We start from the raw sequence: 17,144 nt of genomic DNA on the forward strand, positions 1-17,144 counted from the left end.
TTAAATTATTTAAAATTATTATATTTCTATATTTTGCTCCTTTTGCCTTTTTCATATTTTTTGCTTTGCTTTGCTTTTCATTTTTTTGTTTATTAATTTGATTAAATCTGTTTTTTAAACAATTACACAATCAATAAAAATAAATAAAAGAGGATAAAAATGAATAAATTATTAATTGTAACAATATTAGTAATCATTTTTTGCGCAATACATTTTAAACAAAAAGTCAACATCAAAAAAAATATTGTCTTTTTATCAGAAAAAATCAGTTTATGGATGCAAACATTTTATTTTTATCATGCCATTTATTGTGAATTAAAAAAAATAAATAATTTCTTTTTGATGAAATTTCTTTGGAACTCCAATCGTAAATGCAACAATATATTAAAACATTTACAAGACATTCACACCATTTTTGATAAATTACAACAAGACCAAAAAAATAACTGATATTGAAATTATGATGCTTTTAACATACGATCAATCAGTAACTTTTTTTAAAACAAAATACGGTTTAGTAAGTGGCTCTTATTTTATGGATGCAAGTTTTACTCAAACTAACCCAAATATCAAAAAAACAGCTGAAGGCTTAGAAATACACCACATAAAAGAATATCAAGCAAGAGGATTATCAAATCCCAAATACGCCAAACACCACCCTTTTGAATACCAAAAAGGCATTAATTTGGTGTATTGTAATTTATTAGAACATTTTCTTTTGAATTTAAAAATTTGTGATTATTCCAAAAACCCTTTACATCCTTAAGTTGGCAAAAAGGGAGCAAAAATTATTTTTCATAGTTTAGCTAAAATCTTTTTTGACAATCCTTTTGAATATCAAAAAAACAAATGCATATCAGCCCAAAAAATTTATTATCAAAAAAGTGATTTTTGGAAATGCTTTTATTTATACCAAAGTTTAAAGTTTATTTATGACAAAATAAAAATATTTGATTTGTATAATATTTTATGTCATTTATTTTTTTCTTTAATTTTTGCATTAATTAGTTATCTTTTGATTATAATATATCAAGGAATAAAGGAACAAATATGAAAAAACTATTCTTTTTTGATATTGACCAAACTTTATACAACGTCAAAACCAAAGAAATTCCTTCACAAACCACAAAAATTTTACAAAACCTAGCGCAAAACCCCAATAATATTTTAGGAATTGCTACAGGAAGAAACTACAAAGGTTAAAGCGTTTTAAAAGAACTTACTTCTTTATTTAAGTATTTTGTTGTTCTAAATGGAGCTATTACTTGGAAATCCACAAATATCGTCCAACAAACTTGCATCCCCCAAGAACTTGTAATTAAACTAAATTGCCAAGCCCAAAAAAAAGGAATCATAGTTCTCAATGTCAGTTTAGAAGAAAAGGGCATAACCCAAACAACAGATCCTGATTCTAAAAGTTTGTTTGATAATGTAATGTTGAAAAAAAATCCCATAAAAAGCAATCTTCATTTAGAAAAACCTATTTACAAAATTAATTTATTTCATCCAAATACCTCCCTTGTTGTTGATTTTTTAAAAGATTTTGAACAACTCCACGCTTATTATTGGAAAAATGGTGTTGTAAGTTTAAGTGCCAAACAAGTTAATAAAGCTTATGTTATCCAAGCAATTATGAAAGACCACAAAGACTGCCAATTAATTTGCATGGGAGATCGTTGCAGCGATTTTGAAATGCTTCAATTTGCAGATATAGGAATCGTCATGGCAAATACTCATTATGAAACTCTTCACAAAGTTGCCAATTTAACTGCTCCTCACATCGAAAAAAACGCTTTATATGATTTTTTTAAAGATTATAATTTGTTATGAAGTTGTTTATCGAAGAAAAAATAAAATGTGTTTTCAATGCGTTTAAAAGGAGAATAAAATGTGTTCAATTTTTGGAATACTAAATATTAAAACCGATCCACAAATGTTGCGTGACCAAGCTCTTAAACTTTCCAGTTTGATGCGTCATCGAGGACCTGATTGGTCAGGAATTTTTGCCTCTCAAAAAGCCATTTTAGCACACGAAAGACTATCAATTGTAGATGTTAATGCTGAAGCTCAACCACTTTATAATAAAACCAAAACCTTAGTACTTGCAGTAAATGGAGAAATTTATAACCACCTAGATTTACGCCAACAATACAAAGATAAATACGAATTTCAAACAGAATCAGATTGTGAAGTTATTATAGCACTATATCAAGAAAAAGGTGTTAATTTTTTAGATGAATTACAAGGAGTGTTTGCATTTATTTTATATGATCTTACAAAAAACACCTATCTTATAGGACGCGATCATATGGTAATAATTCCACTTTATATGGGATATGACCTTAACCAAAATTTTTATATAGCTTCTGAAATGAAAGCCTTAATTCCCATTTGCCAAACCCTTTCTATTTTTCCTCCAGGAAATTATTTATCTAGTGAATCTGGCAAAATGGTGAAATATTATAAACGTAATTGGATGGATTATCAAAATGTTTACAACAACCAAACCAACACAACCCAATTACGCAATTTTCTTGAAGCATCAGTAAAAAAACATTTAATGTCTGATGTTCCTTATGGCGTACTTTTATCTGTTGGTCTTGACTCTTCTATTATTTCTGGAATCACTAAAAAATTTGCCAAACACCGCATAGAAGAATCAAGTAAAAAAGAGGCTTGGTTTCCTTCACTTCATTCTTTTGCTGTAGGTCTTAAAGGCGCTCCTGATCTCAAAGCTGCCAAAGAAGTAGCCAATCATTTAGGAACAGTCCATCATGAAATTAATTTTACTATTCAAGAAGGCATAGATGCTTTAAAAGATGTTATTTATCACATTGAAACGTATGATATTACAACTATTCGCGCATCAATTCCTATTTATTTAATGGCTCGCAAAATTAAAGCTATGGGCATCAAAATGGTTCTTTCTGGTGAAGGTGCTGATGAGATTTTTGGAGGTTATCTATATTTTCATAAAGCCCCTAATGCTCAAGAATTCCACAAAGAAACAGTCCGTAAATTAGCTTCATTACATTTATATGATTGTGCACGAGCAAACAAAGCAATGAGTGCTTGGGGAGTAGAGGCGCGAGTGCATTTCTTAGACAAAAACTTTTTAGATGTTGCTATGAGAATTAATCCCAAAGATAAAATGTGTGGCACAAATGGCAAAATAGAAAAACATATTCTACGAAAAACATTTGAATCTTATTTACCCAAAAAGATTGTATGGCGCCAAAAAGAAAAATTTTCTGATGGAGTAGGCTACAGTTGGATTGATGCTTTAAAACAACTTGCCCAAACCAAAATCACAGATACACAATTAAAAAATGCTTATGTTCGTTTACCTTACAATACTCCTACAAACAAAGAAGGCTACATGTATCGCGAAATTTTTGAAACCTTATTTCCTTTGCCAAGTGAAATAAGTCTTGTTCCTGGTGGTCCTTCAATTGCTTGCTGTACTGCAAAAGCTATCGAATGGGACAAAGCTTTTAACAAATAAACGACCCTTCAGGACGCGCTGCATTAGGAGTGCATAATGAAGCTTATAAGGACAAATAAATTTTATTCAACAATCCCCAACTTAACTTAACTTTATTTTTTGCTTTTAATTGTTTTGTGCGAACCAAATAATAAAAAACAAATAATAAAATAAAAAAACTAATCCAAAATCACAAATCACAAATTATATTTTTTGCAAACATTTCTAACACCCATTTTGCAACTCCAAATTTTTACAACTTTATCCCAGAAAGGATATTTATATGAACCAAAAACCAAGAAAAGCCTTAATTAAAAAAAACAATTTGCCCCAAACCAACACACCCAAAAAACCTTTTTTAAGTAGCAAACTATTAAGCAATTGCATTATTTTTAACTCTATTGTCATTGTTGTATTAGCAATTTATTTAAGTAAACCTACTCAAACAGATATTTACCAAAAAACCACACAACTACATTTAACAGCAATGGTAGCAGGAATGTTTTTAGGAGGTACTATTTTAGGATTAAAAAAAGGATCTTTTGGCGTTTCTTTAGGAGTTTTATTAGGAGCTACCTTAGGAATGTGGCTATCGTTACTTACTAAAGGAAACATTATTTTGATAATTCAAATGTAGTTTTTAATTTTAACCCCAACCCCAATATTTTTCATTTCCAAAATAAAGAAAGTGTTATCATTTTTATGCAAACCAAAATCAAAAATCTAACCGCACAATTTCACACCAGTTTACAAAAAAACAAACATGATTTAGACCAATTAATGACCTTAGACAAAGAATTTTTAGGCAAAAAGGGCATCTTGTTTGAACTTACCCAAGAGCTAAAAAGCCTTCCTCATGCCCAAAAAGCAGTTGCAGGCAAATTAATTAACGTTTTAAAAAAAGAAATTATTTTCACTTTACAAAAAGAAAAAGAAATTTTACAAAGAAACCAACTAAACGCCAAATTGCTCCAAGAAGAAATTGATCCTACTTTACCAGGATTGAAATTTTTCCAAGGAAGCACCCACCCCCTTAATCAAATCATTGAACAAATTGAAGATTTATTTTTATCTTTAGGCTATGAAATTAAAGAAGGCAACGAAATTGAAACTGATTTTTATAATTTTGAAATGCTCAACATGGGCAAAGGCCACCCCGCAAGAGCAATGCAAGACTCTTTTTATATCGACCCCCAAAAACTTTTGCGCACCCACACTTCCAACGTCCAAGTCAAAGAAATGAAAGCTCGCCAAGGAGGACCCCTCAAAATTATTTCTCCTGGAAAAGTTTACCGCAAAGACGATGATGACGCCACTCATAGCCATCAATTTATGCAACTCGAAGGACTTGTTATTGACAAAAACATTAATTTTTCCCATCTCAAAGAAACTCTTTTACTCATTACCAAAGAATTATTTGGCACTTCCCAAGAAATTCATTTAAGACCGTCTTATTTTCCCTTTACCGAACCTAGCATTGAAGTTGATTTAGTAATTACCAAAAAAGATGGCATCAAAGAATATTTAGAAATTTTAGGAGCTGGTTTAGTGCATCCCCAAGTTCTTAAAAACGCTAATTATGACCCTGAAAAATATCAAGGTTTTGCCTTTGGAATAGGTATTGAAAGAATTGCTATGATTAAATATCAAATTGACAATATTAGACATTTTTATACTAATGATATTCGCTTTTTAAAACAATTTGCAAGGAACACCGCCAACAATGAAAATTATTGAAAATATTTTAAAAAACCATTTTTCGCAACCCCTTTCCCAAAATATTTCTGCCTTAACTAACAATTATATTACCGAAGTGCAAAATTTTTTCCCCCTATCCAAAAACACTAATTTAGTGGTGGGGCAAATTCTTAACTTTCAAAAAATTCAAGGTTCCCAAAAATTAAATTTAGTAGAAGTTAACACTGGCACAAAAGTAGTCAAAATTGTTTGTGGAGCTTCTAATTTACAAAATGGCAAAAAAGTTATTGTAGCTTCAGAAGGTTCTTTTTTGGAAGGCATCAACGCCACCCTTAAAAACAAAAAAATTTATGGAGTTTTTTCAGAAGGAATGCTTTGTGCTTTGGAAGAATTGGGAATTAGTACCAAATTTTTAACTCCCCAAGAACAAGAAGGAATTTATCTTTTTGATGACCCCAACGACCAAATTGCTTTGGGAAGTAATGCTTTAATTCCTTTAGGACTTGATTGTTTTATCTTAGAATTAGGGCTTACACCCAATCGTGGTGACCTTTTATCTCACCTAGGTTTTGCCAAAGATCTCAAAGCAGTTTTGTCTTCTCAAAGTTCCAATAACAATCAAGAAACAAAAGCAACCAACTACAAAACACAAAACAGCGAAGACCAAACAACCCCAAAAACGCTCCCCCAATTAAACCCCGATTTTTTTGCAAACTTGCCTCAATCTCCTTTAAAAGTCCAAATTGAAAACGACAGTTGTTATGAATACAACGCTTGTATCCTGGAAAACATCAAAATCAAACCTTCTCCTTTATGGTTGCGAAACGCCCTCTTACAATCAGGCATCAACCCAATCAACAATGTTGTTGACATCACTAATTTAATTTTAATCGAATACGGTATTCCCCTACAAGCTTTTGATTCTGAAAACATCAAACAAATCAAAGTTAGAAAAGCCTTACCACAAGAAAATATTACAACTCTTAACCAAAATGATTTTGTTTTAGATGAAAATGATTTAGTTATTACAGATGGCAAAAAAGCCATTGCTCTAGCTGGTATTGTAGGACTTTTAGAAAGCAGCATTAAACCTACAACTACTAAAATTATTCTTGAAGCTGCTTATTTTTCGCCCCAAACTATTGCCCAAACTTGTCAAAAACTCAAAACCAAAACTGAAAGTTCCCTACGTTTTGAAAGAGGCATTGACCAAAGTCTTATTCCTTTAGCTTTTCAAAAAGCATGCCAACTTTTAGTCACTTTAGCAGATGGCAAAATTACTTACCAACCTATAATTACAAAACAAAAAAAACGTACCAATCCTACTATTTCTTTGAATCTTGATTTTGTTACAAGAAAAATTGGCGTTTCTTTGTGCCCTACTCAAATCAAAAATTGGTTATTAAACCTAGATTATCAGATACATACATCCAAACATTTAGGACCACAGAACAAAAACGAACAATTAAACCTCCAAGCTCCTTTACGTCGTTATGATATCAAAATTAAAGAAGATGTCATTTCTGATTTAACTAGACTTTATGGTTGCCATAAATTACCTCCCCAAACAATTCAAATCCCTACTCAAGGAAAATTAACCTTAAAACAAAAAAATATTAGAGAATTGCGCAAACTCTTAGTTAATTTAGGATTTTATGAAACTATTACTTACAGTTTAATTAGCTCTGAGATGTTTGAAGTTTTTACTCCTCAAAAACCCTTTATCAAAATAATGAATCCTTTGTCACAAGACAAAATGATTTTAAGACAAAGTTTGCTAAGTAGTTTAGTAGAAGTTTTAAGCTATCAGCACAAACGACAAACTTTTGATAATGCTTTTTTTGAAATTGGAAAAACTTATTTTCCCAACCAAGAAACATTAAGTCTTGCTTTTGCTTTGAGTGGTCATTTCTTAAATTCCTTGTGGTACAAACAAGATGTTTCAAGTTCTTTTTTTGTTACCAAAGGCATCCTTGAAAAAATTAGTGCTTTTCTAGGCATTAACCTTACTTATCAAAAAACACAACAACATAGTAATTTTCATCCAGGAATGCAAGCCAATTTGTTATTTAACAATCAAATAATAGGAGTTATCGGAAAAACACATCCCCAACTTAATACCAAATACCACTTAAAAGAAAGTTTTCTTTGTGAACTTTTTTTAACGGATGAAATTCTTAACACTACAAAAACGTTTACCTTCCAACCAATTCCTAAATTTCCTACTGTTATTCGTGATTTAGCCTTTTTAGTAGATACCAAATATTCCTTTTATCAAATCGAACAAACCATTAAACAAACTACCCCTTTTGATTTAATCAAATGTGAATTATTTGATGTTTATCAAATACCTAAAACCAAAGAAAAACATTCTCTTGCCCTTAGACTTTTTTTCCATAACTTAGATAAAAACTTAGAAAAACAAGATGTAGAACATTGTATGGAAAAAATTACTTCTAATTTGATTAAACACTTTCATATTGAAATTAGATAAAAATAGATAAAAAAAATATTGCTTTTTAAGTGTATATGCAAATATAATATTTGTGGTAAAATAAGTAAAATAATAGGGTAGTTAAATTAGTTTTTTTACCCTTTTTATCTTTTTGCCTTTTTACATTTGTATAATTATAAATTTTTTTAATCAATAAAACAACAAAAAAACTAAAGGAGTCTTTAAAAATGTTTAATGTCAACCATTTAAGCAAAAATTACGTTACTAAACGCGGTAATATGACGATGTCCTTACAAGACGTTTCTTTAAAATTACCTGATAAAGGTATGGTTTTTATCTTAGGTAAATCAGGTTCTGGTAAATCTACTTTATTAAATGTTTTAACAGGCATTGATGTTGCAAACGGCGGCGTAGTTGAAGTATGCAAAGTTCCTATTACAACTTTTAATCAAAAATATTTAGATAATTATCGTAATGGAATGATTGGTTTTATTTTCCAAGAATTCAACTTAATAGAAGATATGAATGTATTTGAAAATATTGTCTTAGCATTACAATTACAAAATAAAAAACCAGATGTTGCCTTAATTAATGATTTAATGAATCAAGTAGGATTGGATGTTTCATTCCTAAATAGAAGAGTTAATGAACTTTCAGGAGGACAAAAACAACGTGTTGCTATTGTTCGTGCTTTGGTGAAAAATCCTAAAATGGTCTTTGCTGATGAGCCTACAGGAAATCTAGATTCAGAAACAGGAACCCAAGTTTTTGATTTACTTCAAAATTTAAGTAAAGAAAAATTAGTAGTTATTGTATCTCATGATAGCGAAAGTGCTTATAAATATGCTGATCGTATTTTAGAATGTAAAGATGGTAAAGTCATATCAGATATGACAAGAAAAAAAGACACTACTAAAAAAAGCAAAGACAAAAAACAAGTATTTAAAGAAGGTCAAGTTCTTACAGCTGAAATGATTGCAAACTTAACTAACTTAACTAAAAATCCTGCTTTAGAAAACTTTGATAAAACTGATGAGACTAAAGTATTACAACAAGATACTGATTTTGTATCTTTTCCTAGTTGTTTGCCTTTTTCGTTTGTTGCTAAGGCTGCTTTAAAGAGTTTTAAAAATAAAAAGTTTTTCTTGGCATTGACTGTTTTAGTAACTGCTATTGCAACTTTTATTTTTATGTTTTTTGCTTTTACATTTTTGAGTTATAAATGGTTCGGAATCTGTGATAAAATATATCAAATGTATGAATTATTTGAAGGATATAAAGGATATGTAGAATTATATTTGTTTGTTGGTGTTGTGCAAATAGCTGTTAAAATTATTCAAATTATAAGTAGCCCTATGTTCTGGGTTTGGATTTTATCTGTTCCAGGTGCTATGATTATGCTTTATTTTTCTATGAGTGCCAAACTTCAAAATAAAAAAATGGGTATTCTAAGAGCTTTAGGTTCTAATGGTGTTAATGTTGGTAAAATCTTTTTAGTTGAAGCATTCTTTTTTGCTTTATTCCAAATGGTTTTAACTTTTGTATTATTATTAAGTATTTTACTTTGGTTTAAAGATGCATCTATATTATTTTCATCTTTCGATATGAAACCGTTGCCCAATTTTGAAAGTGAAAATGACATTATGGTTTTCGATAATTCTTTAGTAAATTCGAAAAATAAAGGCATTTTATTATGGTTTACATCACCATATTTAGCTTTCAATCCTTTTGTAAGAGTCCTTTTATTTAATTTATTATCATTTAGTTATGTCTTTTTAATGACTCTACTATTTATATCTTTCATTATTTATAAATGGTCTAACAAAAAACCAGTTGACATCATCAACAATAAATAAATATTAATTGAAATACCATATATTATAATATATGGTATTTTTTTTATCTCTTAAACTTGCAATTTTCATTATTTTGTTTCATCATTTGTCTTAATTTCAAGTACAATTTAAGTGTAGATGTATATTATCAAATAACACTAAATTAATTATATTTAGTAACACAATAAAGGTATAATACATTTAATCAAAAACAAACTAATATAAATAAAATAAGGAGTATTACAATGTTAACGAATGTGTACGACCCCCTAAAAGGTAAACAATTCCAAATACTTGACGAAAATGGCAACCTTGTTCAACCTGAATTAGAACCAAAATTATCTAAAGATGTTTTATTAAAAATGTATAAAACAATGGTTTTAGGTAGACAAGCTGATTTAGCAGCCTTAAAATATCAACGCCAGGGACGTATGGGAAACTATTTACTTAACTCAGGGCAAGAAGCATCTCAAGTAGGTGTCGCTGCTGCCTTAGAACCCCAAGATTGGGTATCACCTTATTATCGTGATGCAGGAATTTTTCTTTACCGTGGAGTTTCTTTAGAACAATTTTATCTTTACTGGTATGGCAATGAAAAAGGCTCTCAACTAGACCCTAAGTTGCGTATTTTACCAGCTAACATTATTATTGGCTCTAGTGTTAATTTAGGAGCAGGACTTGCCTTAGCAAGCAAAATGCAAAATAAAAAAGAAGTAACTATTGCAACTATTGGAGACGGAGGAACTGCACACGAAGAGTTTAATGCAGGTCTTAACTATGCTGCTGTTTTTGGAGTACCATTAGTAGTATTTATTCAAAATAACCAGTATTCTATTTCTAATCCTCGTAACAAAGTATCCAAAGCTAAAACTTTAGCTCAAAAATGTTATGCTTGTGGAATTCCTGGCATGCAAGTAGACGGCAACGACATTTTAGCTGTTTATGTAGCAGCCCAAGAAGCCTTTAACGAAGCGCGCAAAGGAAACGGACCTACTTTAATTGAAAATGTTTCTTATCGTCTAGAAGCACACTCCACTAATGATAATGCTTCTGTTTACCGTAGCAAAGAAGAAGAATTAGAGTGGCGCAAAAAAGACCCAATTGTACGTTTTCAAAAATACTTGATGAATAAAGGTTATCTAACTCAAAAACAAGTAGAACAATTTGAAAAAGAAGCCCAAGAAGAAGTTGTTTTAGCACACCAAAAAGTAGAACAAACAGGCAACAACATCGATATTAAAGATATTTTTGCATACACTTATGAAAAAATGACTCCTCAATTAGAAGAACAATACGAAGAATGCAAAGCTTTTTTCAACACAAAGGAAGGTAAATAATAATGGCTTCAATGACATTACTAGATGCAATTAATCAAACTTTAGATAGCAAGTTAGCAAAAGATCCTCGAGTAGTTCTTTTTGGACAAGATGTAGGAAAATTAGGCGGCGTTTTCCGCGTAACTAAAGGCCTACAAGACAAACACGGAGAAACTCGCGTTTTTAATGCCCCTATTGCTGAATCTTCTATTATCGGAAGTGCTATCGGACTTGCAATTAACGGCATGCGACCAGTTGCAGAAATCCAATTTGATGGTTTTATTTTTGTAGGACTAGAAGACCTATTTGCCCACGCAGCCCGTTTGCGTAACCGTAGTCGTGGTAATTACACAGTACCTATGGTAGTAAGAGTCCCAGTTGGTGGAGGGGTAAAATCCTTAGAACATCACTCCGAATCATTAGAAGTAATTTTAGGCTCTGTTCCTGGTCTTAAAGTAGTTATTCCATCTAATCCTTACGACGCTAAAGGTTTATTAATGGCTGCTATTAACGACCCTGATCCAGTAGTCTACATGGAACCTAAAAGAATTTATCGTGGTTTCCGTCAAGAAGTTCCCGAAACAGATTACGAAGTCCAAATCGGTAAAGCCAAAGTCGTTCAAGAAGGCACAGACATTACAGTTGTAGCTTGGGGAGCAATGGTACCAGAAACACTATTAGCCCTTAAACAACTTGATCCTAATGTTTCCGTAGAACTAATTGATTTAAGAACTATTAATCCTATTGACAGAGAAACTGTAATTACATCTGTTAAAAAAACTGGACGCTTTTTAGTAGTTCATGAAGCATGTAAAACTTACGGACCTGCAGGAGAATTAATGGCTTTAGTTAACGAACAAGCTTTCTTATACCTAGATGCAGCTCCTGCCAGAGTTACTGGAAATGATATCACAATGCCTTTAGCCAAAGCAGAACATTATCAGTTTTTAAGCCCTGAAAAAATAGCTGATGCTATTAAAAAAGTGGTTTGCGAATAAGATAACAAAAAGATATAAGGATATAAAAAGATAAAGGCAAAACAACCCTTTTCTTTTGTCCCGAAAAACAACACATTAAAACTACTTCCAAATCAAATTAAAAACTCAAAATATCTAAATAAAACTAAAAACCACAATCATAACCATAACCAACAACCAAAAAACATACCAAAATAAAAATTAAAAACTAAAAAAGCAAACAACAAAACCCCAACCAAACTAAACTGCATTATAATCAAGGAGATAAAAATATGTTTGAATTTAAATTTGCTGATGTCGGCGAAGGCATTCATGAAGGTACAATTACAAGATGGTTTTTTAAAGTGGGCGACCAAGTAAAAGAAGGTGATGTTTTAGTTAAAGTTGAAACTGACAAATTAGACGTTGAACTAACTTCTCCTGTAGCAGGAAAAATCTTAAAAAGAGACCTTAATGAAGGTGAAGTTATTTGCGTAGGAGATACTATCGTTTTAATCCAAGAACCAGGTGACACTGATGCAGATGTTAAAAAGTTTTCTTCTCAAAACCCTAATGAAACTGCTGCTACAGAAAAAAACGACACCCAACAAGCACAAACATCCGCACAAACCTCTTTACCACCTCAAAAAGTACTTGCTACTCCATTAGTAAAAAGTCTAGCCAAAGAACTAGGACTTGACCTTTCAACCATTAAAGGAACAGGTGTAAATGGAAAAATCTTAAAAGTAGATGTACAAAACGCAACTAACCCTTTACAAACTCAACCACAACCACAAACACCACAACCAACCCCCACCCCAACTTTTGCCACATCTAGCCAAGAAACAGAAGTAGTAAAAATTTCTCGCCTCAGAAAAGCCATCGCCCAAAAAATGGTTCTTTCCAAAGGCAAAATCCCAGAAACTACTCTAATGGACGAAGTAAACATTACTGCTTTAGTAACACTACGCAAACAAGCCAAAGATCAAGCACAATCCCAAGGAATCAAATTAACTTTTATGGCTTTTATCATGAAAGCAGTAGCGATTGCCTTACAAGAATTCCCATTATTTAACGCTAGTTATGATGACGTTAAAGAAGAAGTTACTTACAAAAAATTCATTAATTTAGGAGTAGCAGTTGATACCAAAGACGGTCTAATCGTTCCTAACATCAAAGATGCTAACAAATTAACTCTTTTAGAAATGGCACAACAACTACAACAAGTAGCCAAAGCCACTACCGAAAGAAAAGTAGAATTAAATCAGCTTCAAAACGGAACTTTTACTATCACTAATTTTGGTTCTATCGATATTACTTACGGCACTCCAGTTATCAATTACCCTGAATTAGCTATTTTAGGAGTAGGAAAAATCACCAAAAAACCTGTAGTTGAAAACAGTCAAATTGTAATTGCAGACATGCTTCCTCTTTCCTTAGCAATTGACCACCGTATTATTGATGGTGCTGATGGCGGTAGATTTTTAAAACGCGTTAAAGAATTGCTAAATAATACTACTTTATTGCTTTTATCCTAACAGAAAGACCAAGGGCAAATTATGAAAAATTATGATGTTTTAGTGATTGGTGGAGGTCCTGGTGGATACGTTGCTGCCATTAAAGCTGCTCAAATGGGTGCTAAAGTTGCTTTAGTAGAAAAACATAAATTAGGTGGTATTTGTCTTAATTATGGCTGTATTCCTACCAAAGCTTATTTAAAAAGTGCCAAAATGTATAAAGATATCAAACGTTGTGCTGATTTTGGAATTAAAGTACAAAACGGCGTTTCTTTTGATTGGTCCTCCATTTTATCACGCAAAAATAAAATTGTTGCTCAACTTACTACAGGTATATCTTTTCTCCTGAAAAAAAATAAAATTGATTTTTACCATGGTTTTGCAAGTGTTCTTTCTCCTTGCGAAGTCCAAGTAGACACTAACTTATTGCACACCCAAAAATTAATTATTGCAACAGGCAGTACCGCTTTTGTTCCTCCTATTCCAGGTGCCCAAGAAGCTTATCAAAAAGGCATTCTTAAAACTAGTAAAGAATTACTACAACTAGAAAGCTATCCTTCCAAAGTTACTATTGTAGGAGGCGGTGTTATTGGAGTAGAATTTGCAACTATTTTTAATTCTTTTGGTAGCGAAGTGACTATTTTAGAAAGACAAGACACTATTCTAAATGGTATGGATAGGGACGTTGTTGTTGCATACACTAAAAAACTTCAAGCAGACGGCATCCAAATTTTGAATCAAGTAGAAGTAACTAAAATTAATGACAATCAAACTACCTACACTCAAAAAGGCAATGCCAAAACAATTACTTCGGATGTTATTTTAATGGCTGTAGGCACCAAAGCCAATCTTGCAGGCTTAGAAAAATTAAATTTAGCCCTCAACCGCAATAGCGTCCAAACTGATAATTTTTGTCAAACTTCAATTCCTGGAGTATATGCTATTGGTGATGTAAACGGCAAACACATGTTAGCTCACGTGGCAAGTCATGAAGGTATTGTAGCTGTGACTCACGCTTTAGAACAAAAAGCACATCCCATTAATTATGACCGTGTTCCTGCTTGTATTTATGGTTTTCCTGAAATTGCTTCTATTGGCATGACCGAACAACAAGCCAAAGAAAAACAAATGGATTATAAAGCTTCTAAAATATCTCTGGGAGCTGTTGGCAAATCTTTAGCTGATGGCGAAAAAGAAGGTTTTGCTAAATTAATTGTTTGCAAAAAACATTTAGAAATTTTAGGAATGCATATTTATGCTTACAATGCTACTGAATTAATTAGTGAAATGGCTGTAGGAATGGAACTTGAAGGAACTGCTTACGAACTATCTCAAGCAATTCATCCTCATCCTACCTTATCAGAACTTACTTTTGAAGCTCTTTTAGGAGCCGTTGACAAACCAATTCATGCATAATTATTATTTGATCTTTTAACAAAAAAAGAACATTTAATAGGTTCTTTTTCCTTAAATGGGTGATGCAATTATGAAAACCCAAAAAAGAAAAAGAAAACGAAGCGAAATAAAACAACAAAACTAAAATAAAGATAAAACACAACATTAAATATTAAATCCTCAAATATTTTTGAATAAAAGGAGATGATAAATGATTACTAAATATACAATTAGAAAAGTTTTATTTTTTATCTTATTATTTGCAGATTTTACCATAGCTTTTCTCGAAAAAGCCAAAATATTTACAATCCCAGATAAATATTGGGCATTAAGTTTACCTTTTATTTATTTGTTGCCATTTTTGACTCTTTCTGGCATTCCTTTTTATATTGGATTTAAATGATCCCAAGGTAAAGAATTTGTTTAATAAAGACCCTAACAAGGGGGGGACACTTCAAAATATTGATTTTGGTGAATCTATTAGGCCAGATTTTAAAGCATGCATGTATGATGGCAATATAGGTTTTAATTCTAAAGAGAAAAAAACTAAAATAGTTTGTTGCTCTTTTGTTTTAGCTGTTATACTAATGATTTTATCACTATTTTTTAGTGTGGAATTAAAAAAAGAAACATTGGCAAAATTTTTATTTTATATTTCTTTAACTTATTTTATTTGTTTTTATATCTATTTTACTTTATATTCATATAGTGTTTTATGGTTTTTATATGTTAAATTTTTTAAATGGTTAGATTTTGCTTATTTTGAAAAAGATTTTATCAAAACTATCAAAAAAACATAATTTATTTGCTATTAGTATTTTTTATTATGAAAACCAAAAAAAGAATAAGAAAAATAAAGATTAAAAGCCCAACATTTATTAAATAAATTTTTGTTTTGCTTTCTTATGTATCTAATTATAAATTATTATTACTTTTAACCTTGCAAAATAATTTACCCTAATGAAATTAACAAATCTAAAATCACTTCTTTAATCTTTTATATTTACCATTTTTTAAAACTTATAAATAACAACAAAATAACCATTTTCCAACCCCTTAAAATCAAAAAAAGGAATACATTAAAATGTTAATAGACACTCACGCTCATCTCAATCTTAAAACATATAAAAATAAATTAGATGATGTTTTTCAAAAAGCTTGGAATAATGACGTCAAAAAAATGATTGTTATAGGCATGGATGAAAAAACTAACCAAAAAGCATATGAAATCGCTAATAAATATAAAGAAGTAATGGTAGCTTTTGGGATTCATCCTTGTTCTGATTTTTCCCAAGAAACTCCCGAAAGCATCATCAAATACCTCAATCATCCGCAAACAGTTGCTATAGGAGAAATTGGCCTTGATCTTCATCACAGACAAGATAATTTAGCTGTCCAAAAAAAGTTTTTTCAAGCCCAAGTTAAAATTGCTATCCAATATAACTTACCTATTATTATTCATGCACGCAAATCTTTTGAAGAAATTTATCAACTTTTACTACCTTATCGCAATCAAGTTAGAGGAGTTTTTCATTGTTTAGTTTTTAGTTTAGAAGAAGCCAAAAAAGCTTTGGAACTAGGTTTTTACATTGGAATTGGAGGAGTTGTTACTTATCCTCATGCCCAAGTTGCCCACGAAATTGCAAAAACTATTCCCCTAGATAAAATTTTATTAGAAACTGATTGTCCTTATTTAACTCCTTATCCGTTTCAAAATGAAACCAATGAGCCTTATCATATCAAATTAATTGCCCAAAAAATTGCTCAATTAAGAAATATTTCTTTGCAATGTGTTGCTACTCAAACAAGCAATAATGTAGCTAAGTTGTTTTTAAATAAAAATTCTTTTTAATCTTTTTGGCATATCAAAAGAATATTTGAAATATAGAATAATTCAAAATCACACCCAAAAAACATCCCTTATATAATAAAAAAATCAACTCCGCTTATACGAAGTTGATTTTGCTTTTTTCTTCTTCATCAGTTTGGCGAAAACTATCTACATCTAACCAAACTTCAGAAACAGTACCACATTTACTTTGCTTAACTTTTCCTTCTAACACTTTAATAACTTGTCCGGGTTGCAAAAAAAACTCAGGATTATCAGCGTCAATATGAGTAAAATTCATAAGAACTTCATCATATTTTTGTTTACAATTATCAGTTCCTACACAAATATTAGTAGCAAACCATTGTCTTTTTGAACTACCATTTTGTTTTAAATATCTAACTTTTACTTCTAAATAAAAATTTTTAACGATTGCTTGTTGCATGCATTCCATTTTCTAACACTTCCTTTTACAATTTTTTGTTGATAAAATCGTTACTTTTCAAGTTTAATTCATTACTTAAAAACTTAAAATAATGAAATTATCTCCTAATATGATAAAATAATATTGAACTGTTTAATGTAGTTTTTTTATTTAACATTTCATTTACTATTATAGCAAATTATTATAAATTTTATTTTGATAAAAAAATATTTTTA

At 30.7% G+C, this 17,144-nt stretch carries 14 protein-coding genes and 2 pseudogenes; 15 read left to right on the forward strand and 1 reads right to left on the reverse strand.

Features of this window, described 5'->3' with window-relative positions; translation table 11 throughout:
• Positions 1-159: 159 nt before the first annotated feature.
• The 15 genes and pseudogenes from OL66_RS02735 to OL66_RS02810 all read left to right on the forward strand — a co-directional run bounded on the left by OL66_RS02735 (position 160) and on the right by OL66_RS02810 (position 16,508).
• Positions 160-450 carry a hypothetical protein gene (locus OL66_RS02735; RefSeq protein ID WP_034172368.1) on the forward strand — a complete coding sequence of 97 codons (291 nt, stop codon included), beginning with the start codon at positions 160-162 and terminating at the stop codon, positions 448-450.
• Positions 451-460: 10 nt separating this feature from the next.
• Entirely contained in the window at positions 461-766 is a 306-nt protein-coding gene (locus OL66_RS02740) for a hypothetical protein (protein ID WP_156956357.1), read from the forward strand.
• A gap of 284 nt (positions 767-1,050) precedes the next feature.
• Positions 1,051-1,830: pseudogene (locus tag OL66_RS02750) on the forward strand (HAD-IIB family hydrolase).
• A 58-nt stretch (positions 1,831-1,888) separates the two neighbouring features.
• A pseudogene (asnB, locus tag OL66_RS02755) lies at positions 1,889-3,564 on the forward strand (asparagine synthase B).
• Positions 3,565-3,767: 203 nt separating this feature from the next.
• A complete protein-coding gene (locus OL66_RS02760) occupies positions 3,768-4,121 on the forward strand; it encodes a hypothetical protein (protein ID WP_034172371.1) in 354 nt (117 codons plus the stop codon).
• Between the two features lie 65 nt (positions 4,122-4,186).
• Positions 4,187-5,221: a phenylalanine--tRNA ligase subunit alpha gene (pheS, locus tag OL66_RS02765; RefSeq protein ID WP_034172372.1), complete on the forward strand. Its 1,035-nt coding sequence runs from the start codon at positions 4,187-4,189 to the stop codon at positions 5,219-5,221.
• Positions 5,208-7,676 (forward strand): phenylalanine--tRNA ligase subunit beta, encoded by a 2,469-nt coding sequence (gene pheT, locus OL66_RS02770; protein WP_034172373.1) that lies wholly within the window; start codon positions 5,208-5,210, stop codon positions 7,674-7,676. The genes pheS and pheT overlap by 14 nt, the downstream gene beginning before the upstream one ends.
• A gap of 188 nt (positions 7,677-7,864) precedes the next feature.
• The gene (locus OL66_RS02775; protein ID WP_034172374.1) at positions 7,865-9,493 is read left to right on the forward strand and encodes an ABC transporter ATP-binding protein; all 1,629 of its coding nucleotides are present in this window, start codon (positions 7,865-7,867) and stop codon (positions 9,491-9,493) included.
• 224 nt (positions 9,494-9,717) lie between these two features.
• Positions 9,718-10,809, forward strand: a complete 1,092-nt coding sequence (gene pdhA, locus OL66_RS02780; protein WP_011160949.1) for a pyruvate dehydrogenase (acetyl-transferring) E1 component subunit alpha — start codon at positions 9,718-9,720, stop codon at positions 10,807-10,809.
• Positions 10,810-10,811: 2 nt separating this feature from the next.
• Entirely contained in the window at positions 10,812-11,786 is a 975-nt protein-coding gene (locus tag OL66_RS02785; RefSeq protein ID WP_011160950.1) for an alpha-ketoacid dehydrogenase subunit beta, read from the forward strand.
• A 251-nt stretch (positions 11,787-12,037) separates the two neighbouring features.
• Positions 12,038-13,282, forward strand: coding sequence for a dihydrolipoamide acetyltransferase family protein (locus OL66_RS02790; protein ID WP_034172375.1), 1,245 nt, complete (start codon positions 12,038-12,040; stop codon positions 13,280-13,282).
• Between the two features lie 21 nt (positions 13,283-13,303).
• Positions 13,304-14,677: a dihydrolipoyl dehydrogenase gene (lpdA, locus tag OL66_RS02795; RefSeq protein WP_034172376.1), complete on the forward strand. Its 1,374-nt coding sequence runs from the start codon at positions 13,304-13,306 to the stop codon at positions 14,675-14,677.
• Between the two features lie 190 nt (positions 14,678-14,867).
• On the forward strand, positions 14,868-15,059 hold the full coding sequence (locus OL66_RS02800) for a hypothetical protein (protein ID WP_034172377.1): 192 nt from the start codon (positions 14,868-14,870) through the stop codon (positions 15,057-15,059).
• A 16-nt stretch (positions 15,060-15,075) separates the two neighbouring features.
• Entirely contained in the window at positions 15,076-15,456 is a 381-nt protein-coding gene (locus tag OL66_RS02805) for a hypothetical protein (protein WP_034172378.1), read from the forward strand.
• Positions 15,457-15,740: 284 nt separating this feature from the next.
• Positions 15,741-16,508: a TatD family hydrolase gene (locus OL66_RS02810; protein WP_034172379.1), complete on the forward strand. Its 768-nt coding sequence runs from the start codon at positions 15,741-15,743 to the stop codon at positions 16,506-16,508.
• A 94-nt stretch (positions 16,509-16,602) separates the two neighbouring features.
• On the opposite strand, the gene OL66_RS02815 is transcribed toward OL66_RS02810, so the two are convergent.
• The gene (locus OL66_RS02815) at positions 16,603-16,938 is read right to left on the reverse strand and encodes a hypothetical protein (RefSeq protein WP_052177951.1); all 336 of its coding nucleotides are present in this window, start codon (positions 16,936-16,938) and stop codon (positions 16,603-16,605) included.
• Between the last annotated feature and the right edge of the window lie 206 nt (positions 16,939-17,144).

It is taken from the genome of Chrysanthemum yellows phytoplasma (assembly GCF_000803325.1).
In the GTDB taxonomy this organism is placed as follows: Bacteria; Bacillota_I; Bacilli_A; order Acholeplasmatales; family Acholeplasmataceae; genus Phytoplasma; species Phytoplasma asteris.

Coding starts and splice junctions, on each gene's coding strand:
- OL66_RS02735 (WP_034172368.1), top strand. CDS start 160: ATGAATAAATTATTAATTGTAACAATATTAGTAATCATTTTTTGCGCA.
- OL66_RS02740 (WP_156956357.1), top strand. CDS start 461: ATGATGCTTTTAACATACGATCAATCAGTAACTTTTTTTAAAACAAAA.
- OL66_RS02760 (WP_034172371.1), top strand. CDS start 3,768: ATGAACCAAAAACCAAGAAAAGCCTTAATTAAAAAAAACAATTTGCCC.
- pheS (WP_034172372.1), top strand. CDS start 4,187: ATGCAAACCAAAATCAAAAATCTAACCGCACAATTTCACACCAGTTTA.
- pheT (WP_034172373.1), top strand. CDS start 5,208: ATGAAAATTATTGAAAATATTTTAAAAAACCATTTTTCGCAACCCCTT.
- OL66_RS02775 (WP_034172374.1), top strand. CDS start 7,865: ATGTTTAATGTCAACCATTTAAGCAAAAATTACGTTACTAAACGCGGT.
- pdhA (WP_011160949.1), top strand. CDS start 9,718: ATGTTAACGAATGTGTACGACCCCCTAAAAGGTAAACAATTCCAAATA.
- OL66_RS02785 (WP_011160950.1), top strand. CDS start 10,812: ATGGCTTCAATGACATTACTAGATGCAATTAATCAAACTTTAGATAGC.
- OL66_RS02790 (WP_034172375.1), top strand. CDS start 12,038: ATGTTTGAATTTAAATTTGCTGATGTCGGCGAAGGCATTCATGAAGGT.
- lpdA (WP_034172376.1), top strand. CDS start 13,304: ATGAAAAATTATGATGTTTTAGTGATTGGTGGAGGTCCTGGTGGATAC.
- OL66_RS02800 (WP_034172377.1), top strand. CDS start 14,868: ATGATTACTAAATATACAATTAGAAAAGTTTTATTTTTTATCTTATTA.
- OL66_RS02810 (WP_034172379.1), top strand. CDS start 15,741: ATGTTAATAGACACTCACGCTCATCTCAATCTTAAAACATATAAAAAT.
- OL66_RS02815 (WP_052177951.1), bottom strand. CDS start 16,938: ATGGAATGCATGCAACAAGCAATCGTTAAAAATTTTTATTTAGAAGTA.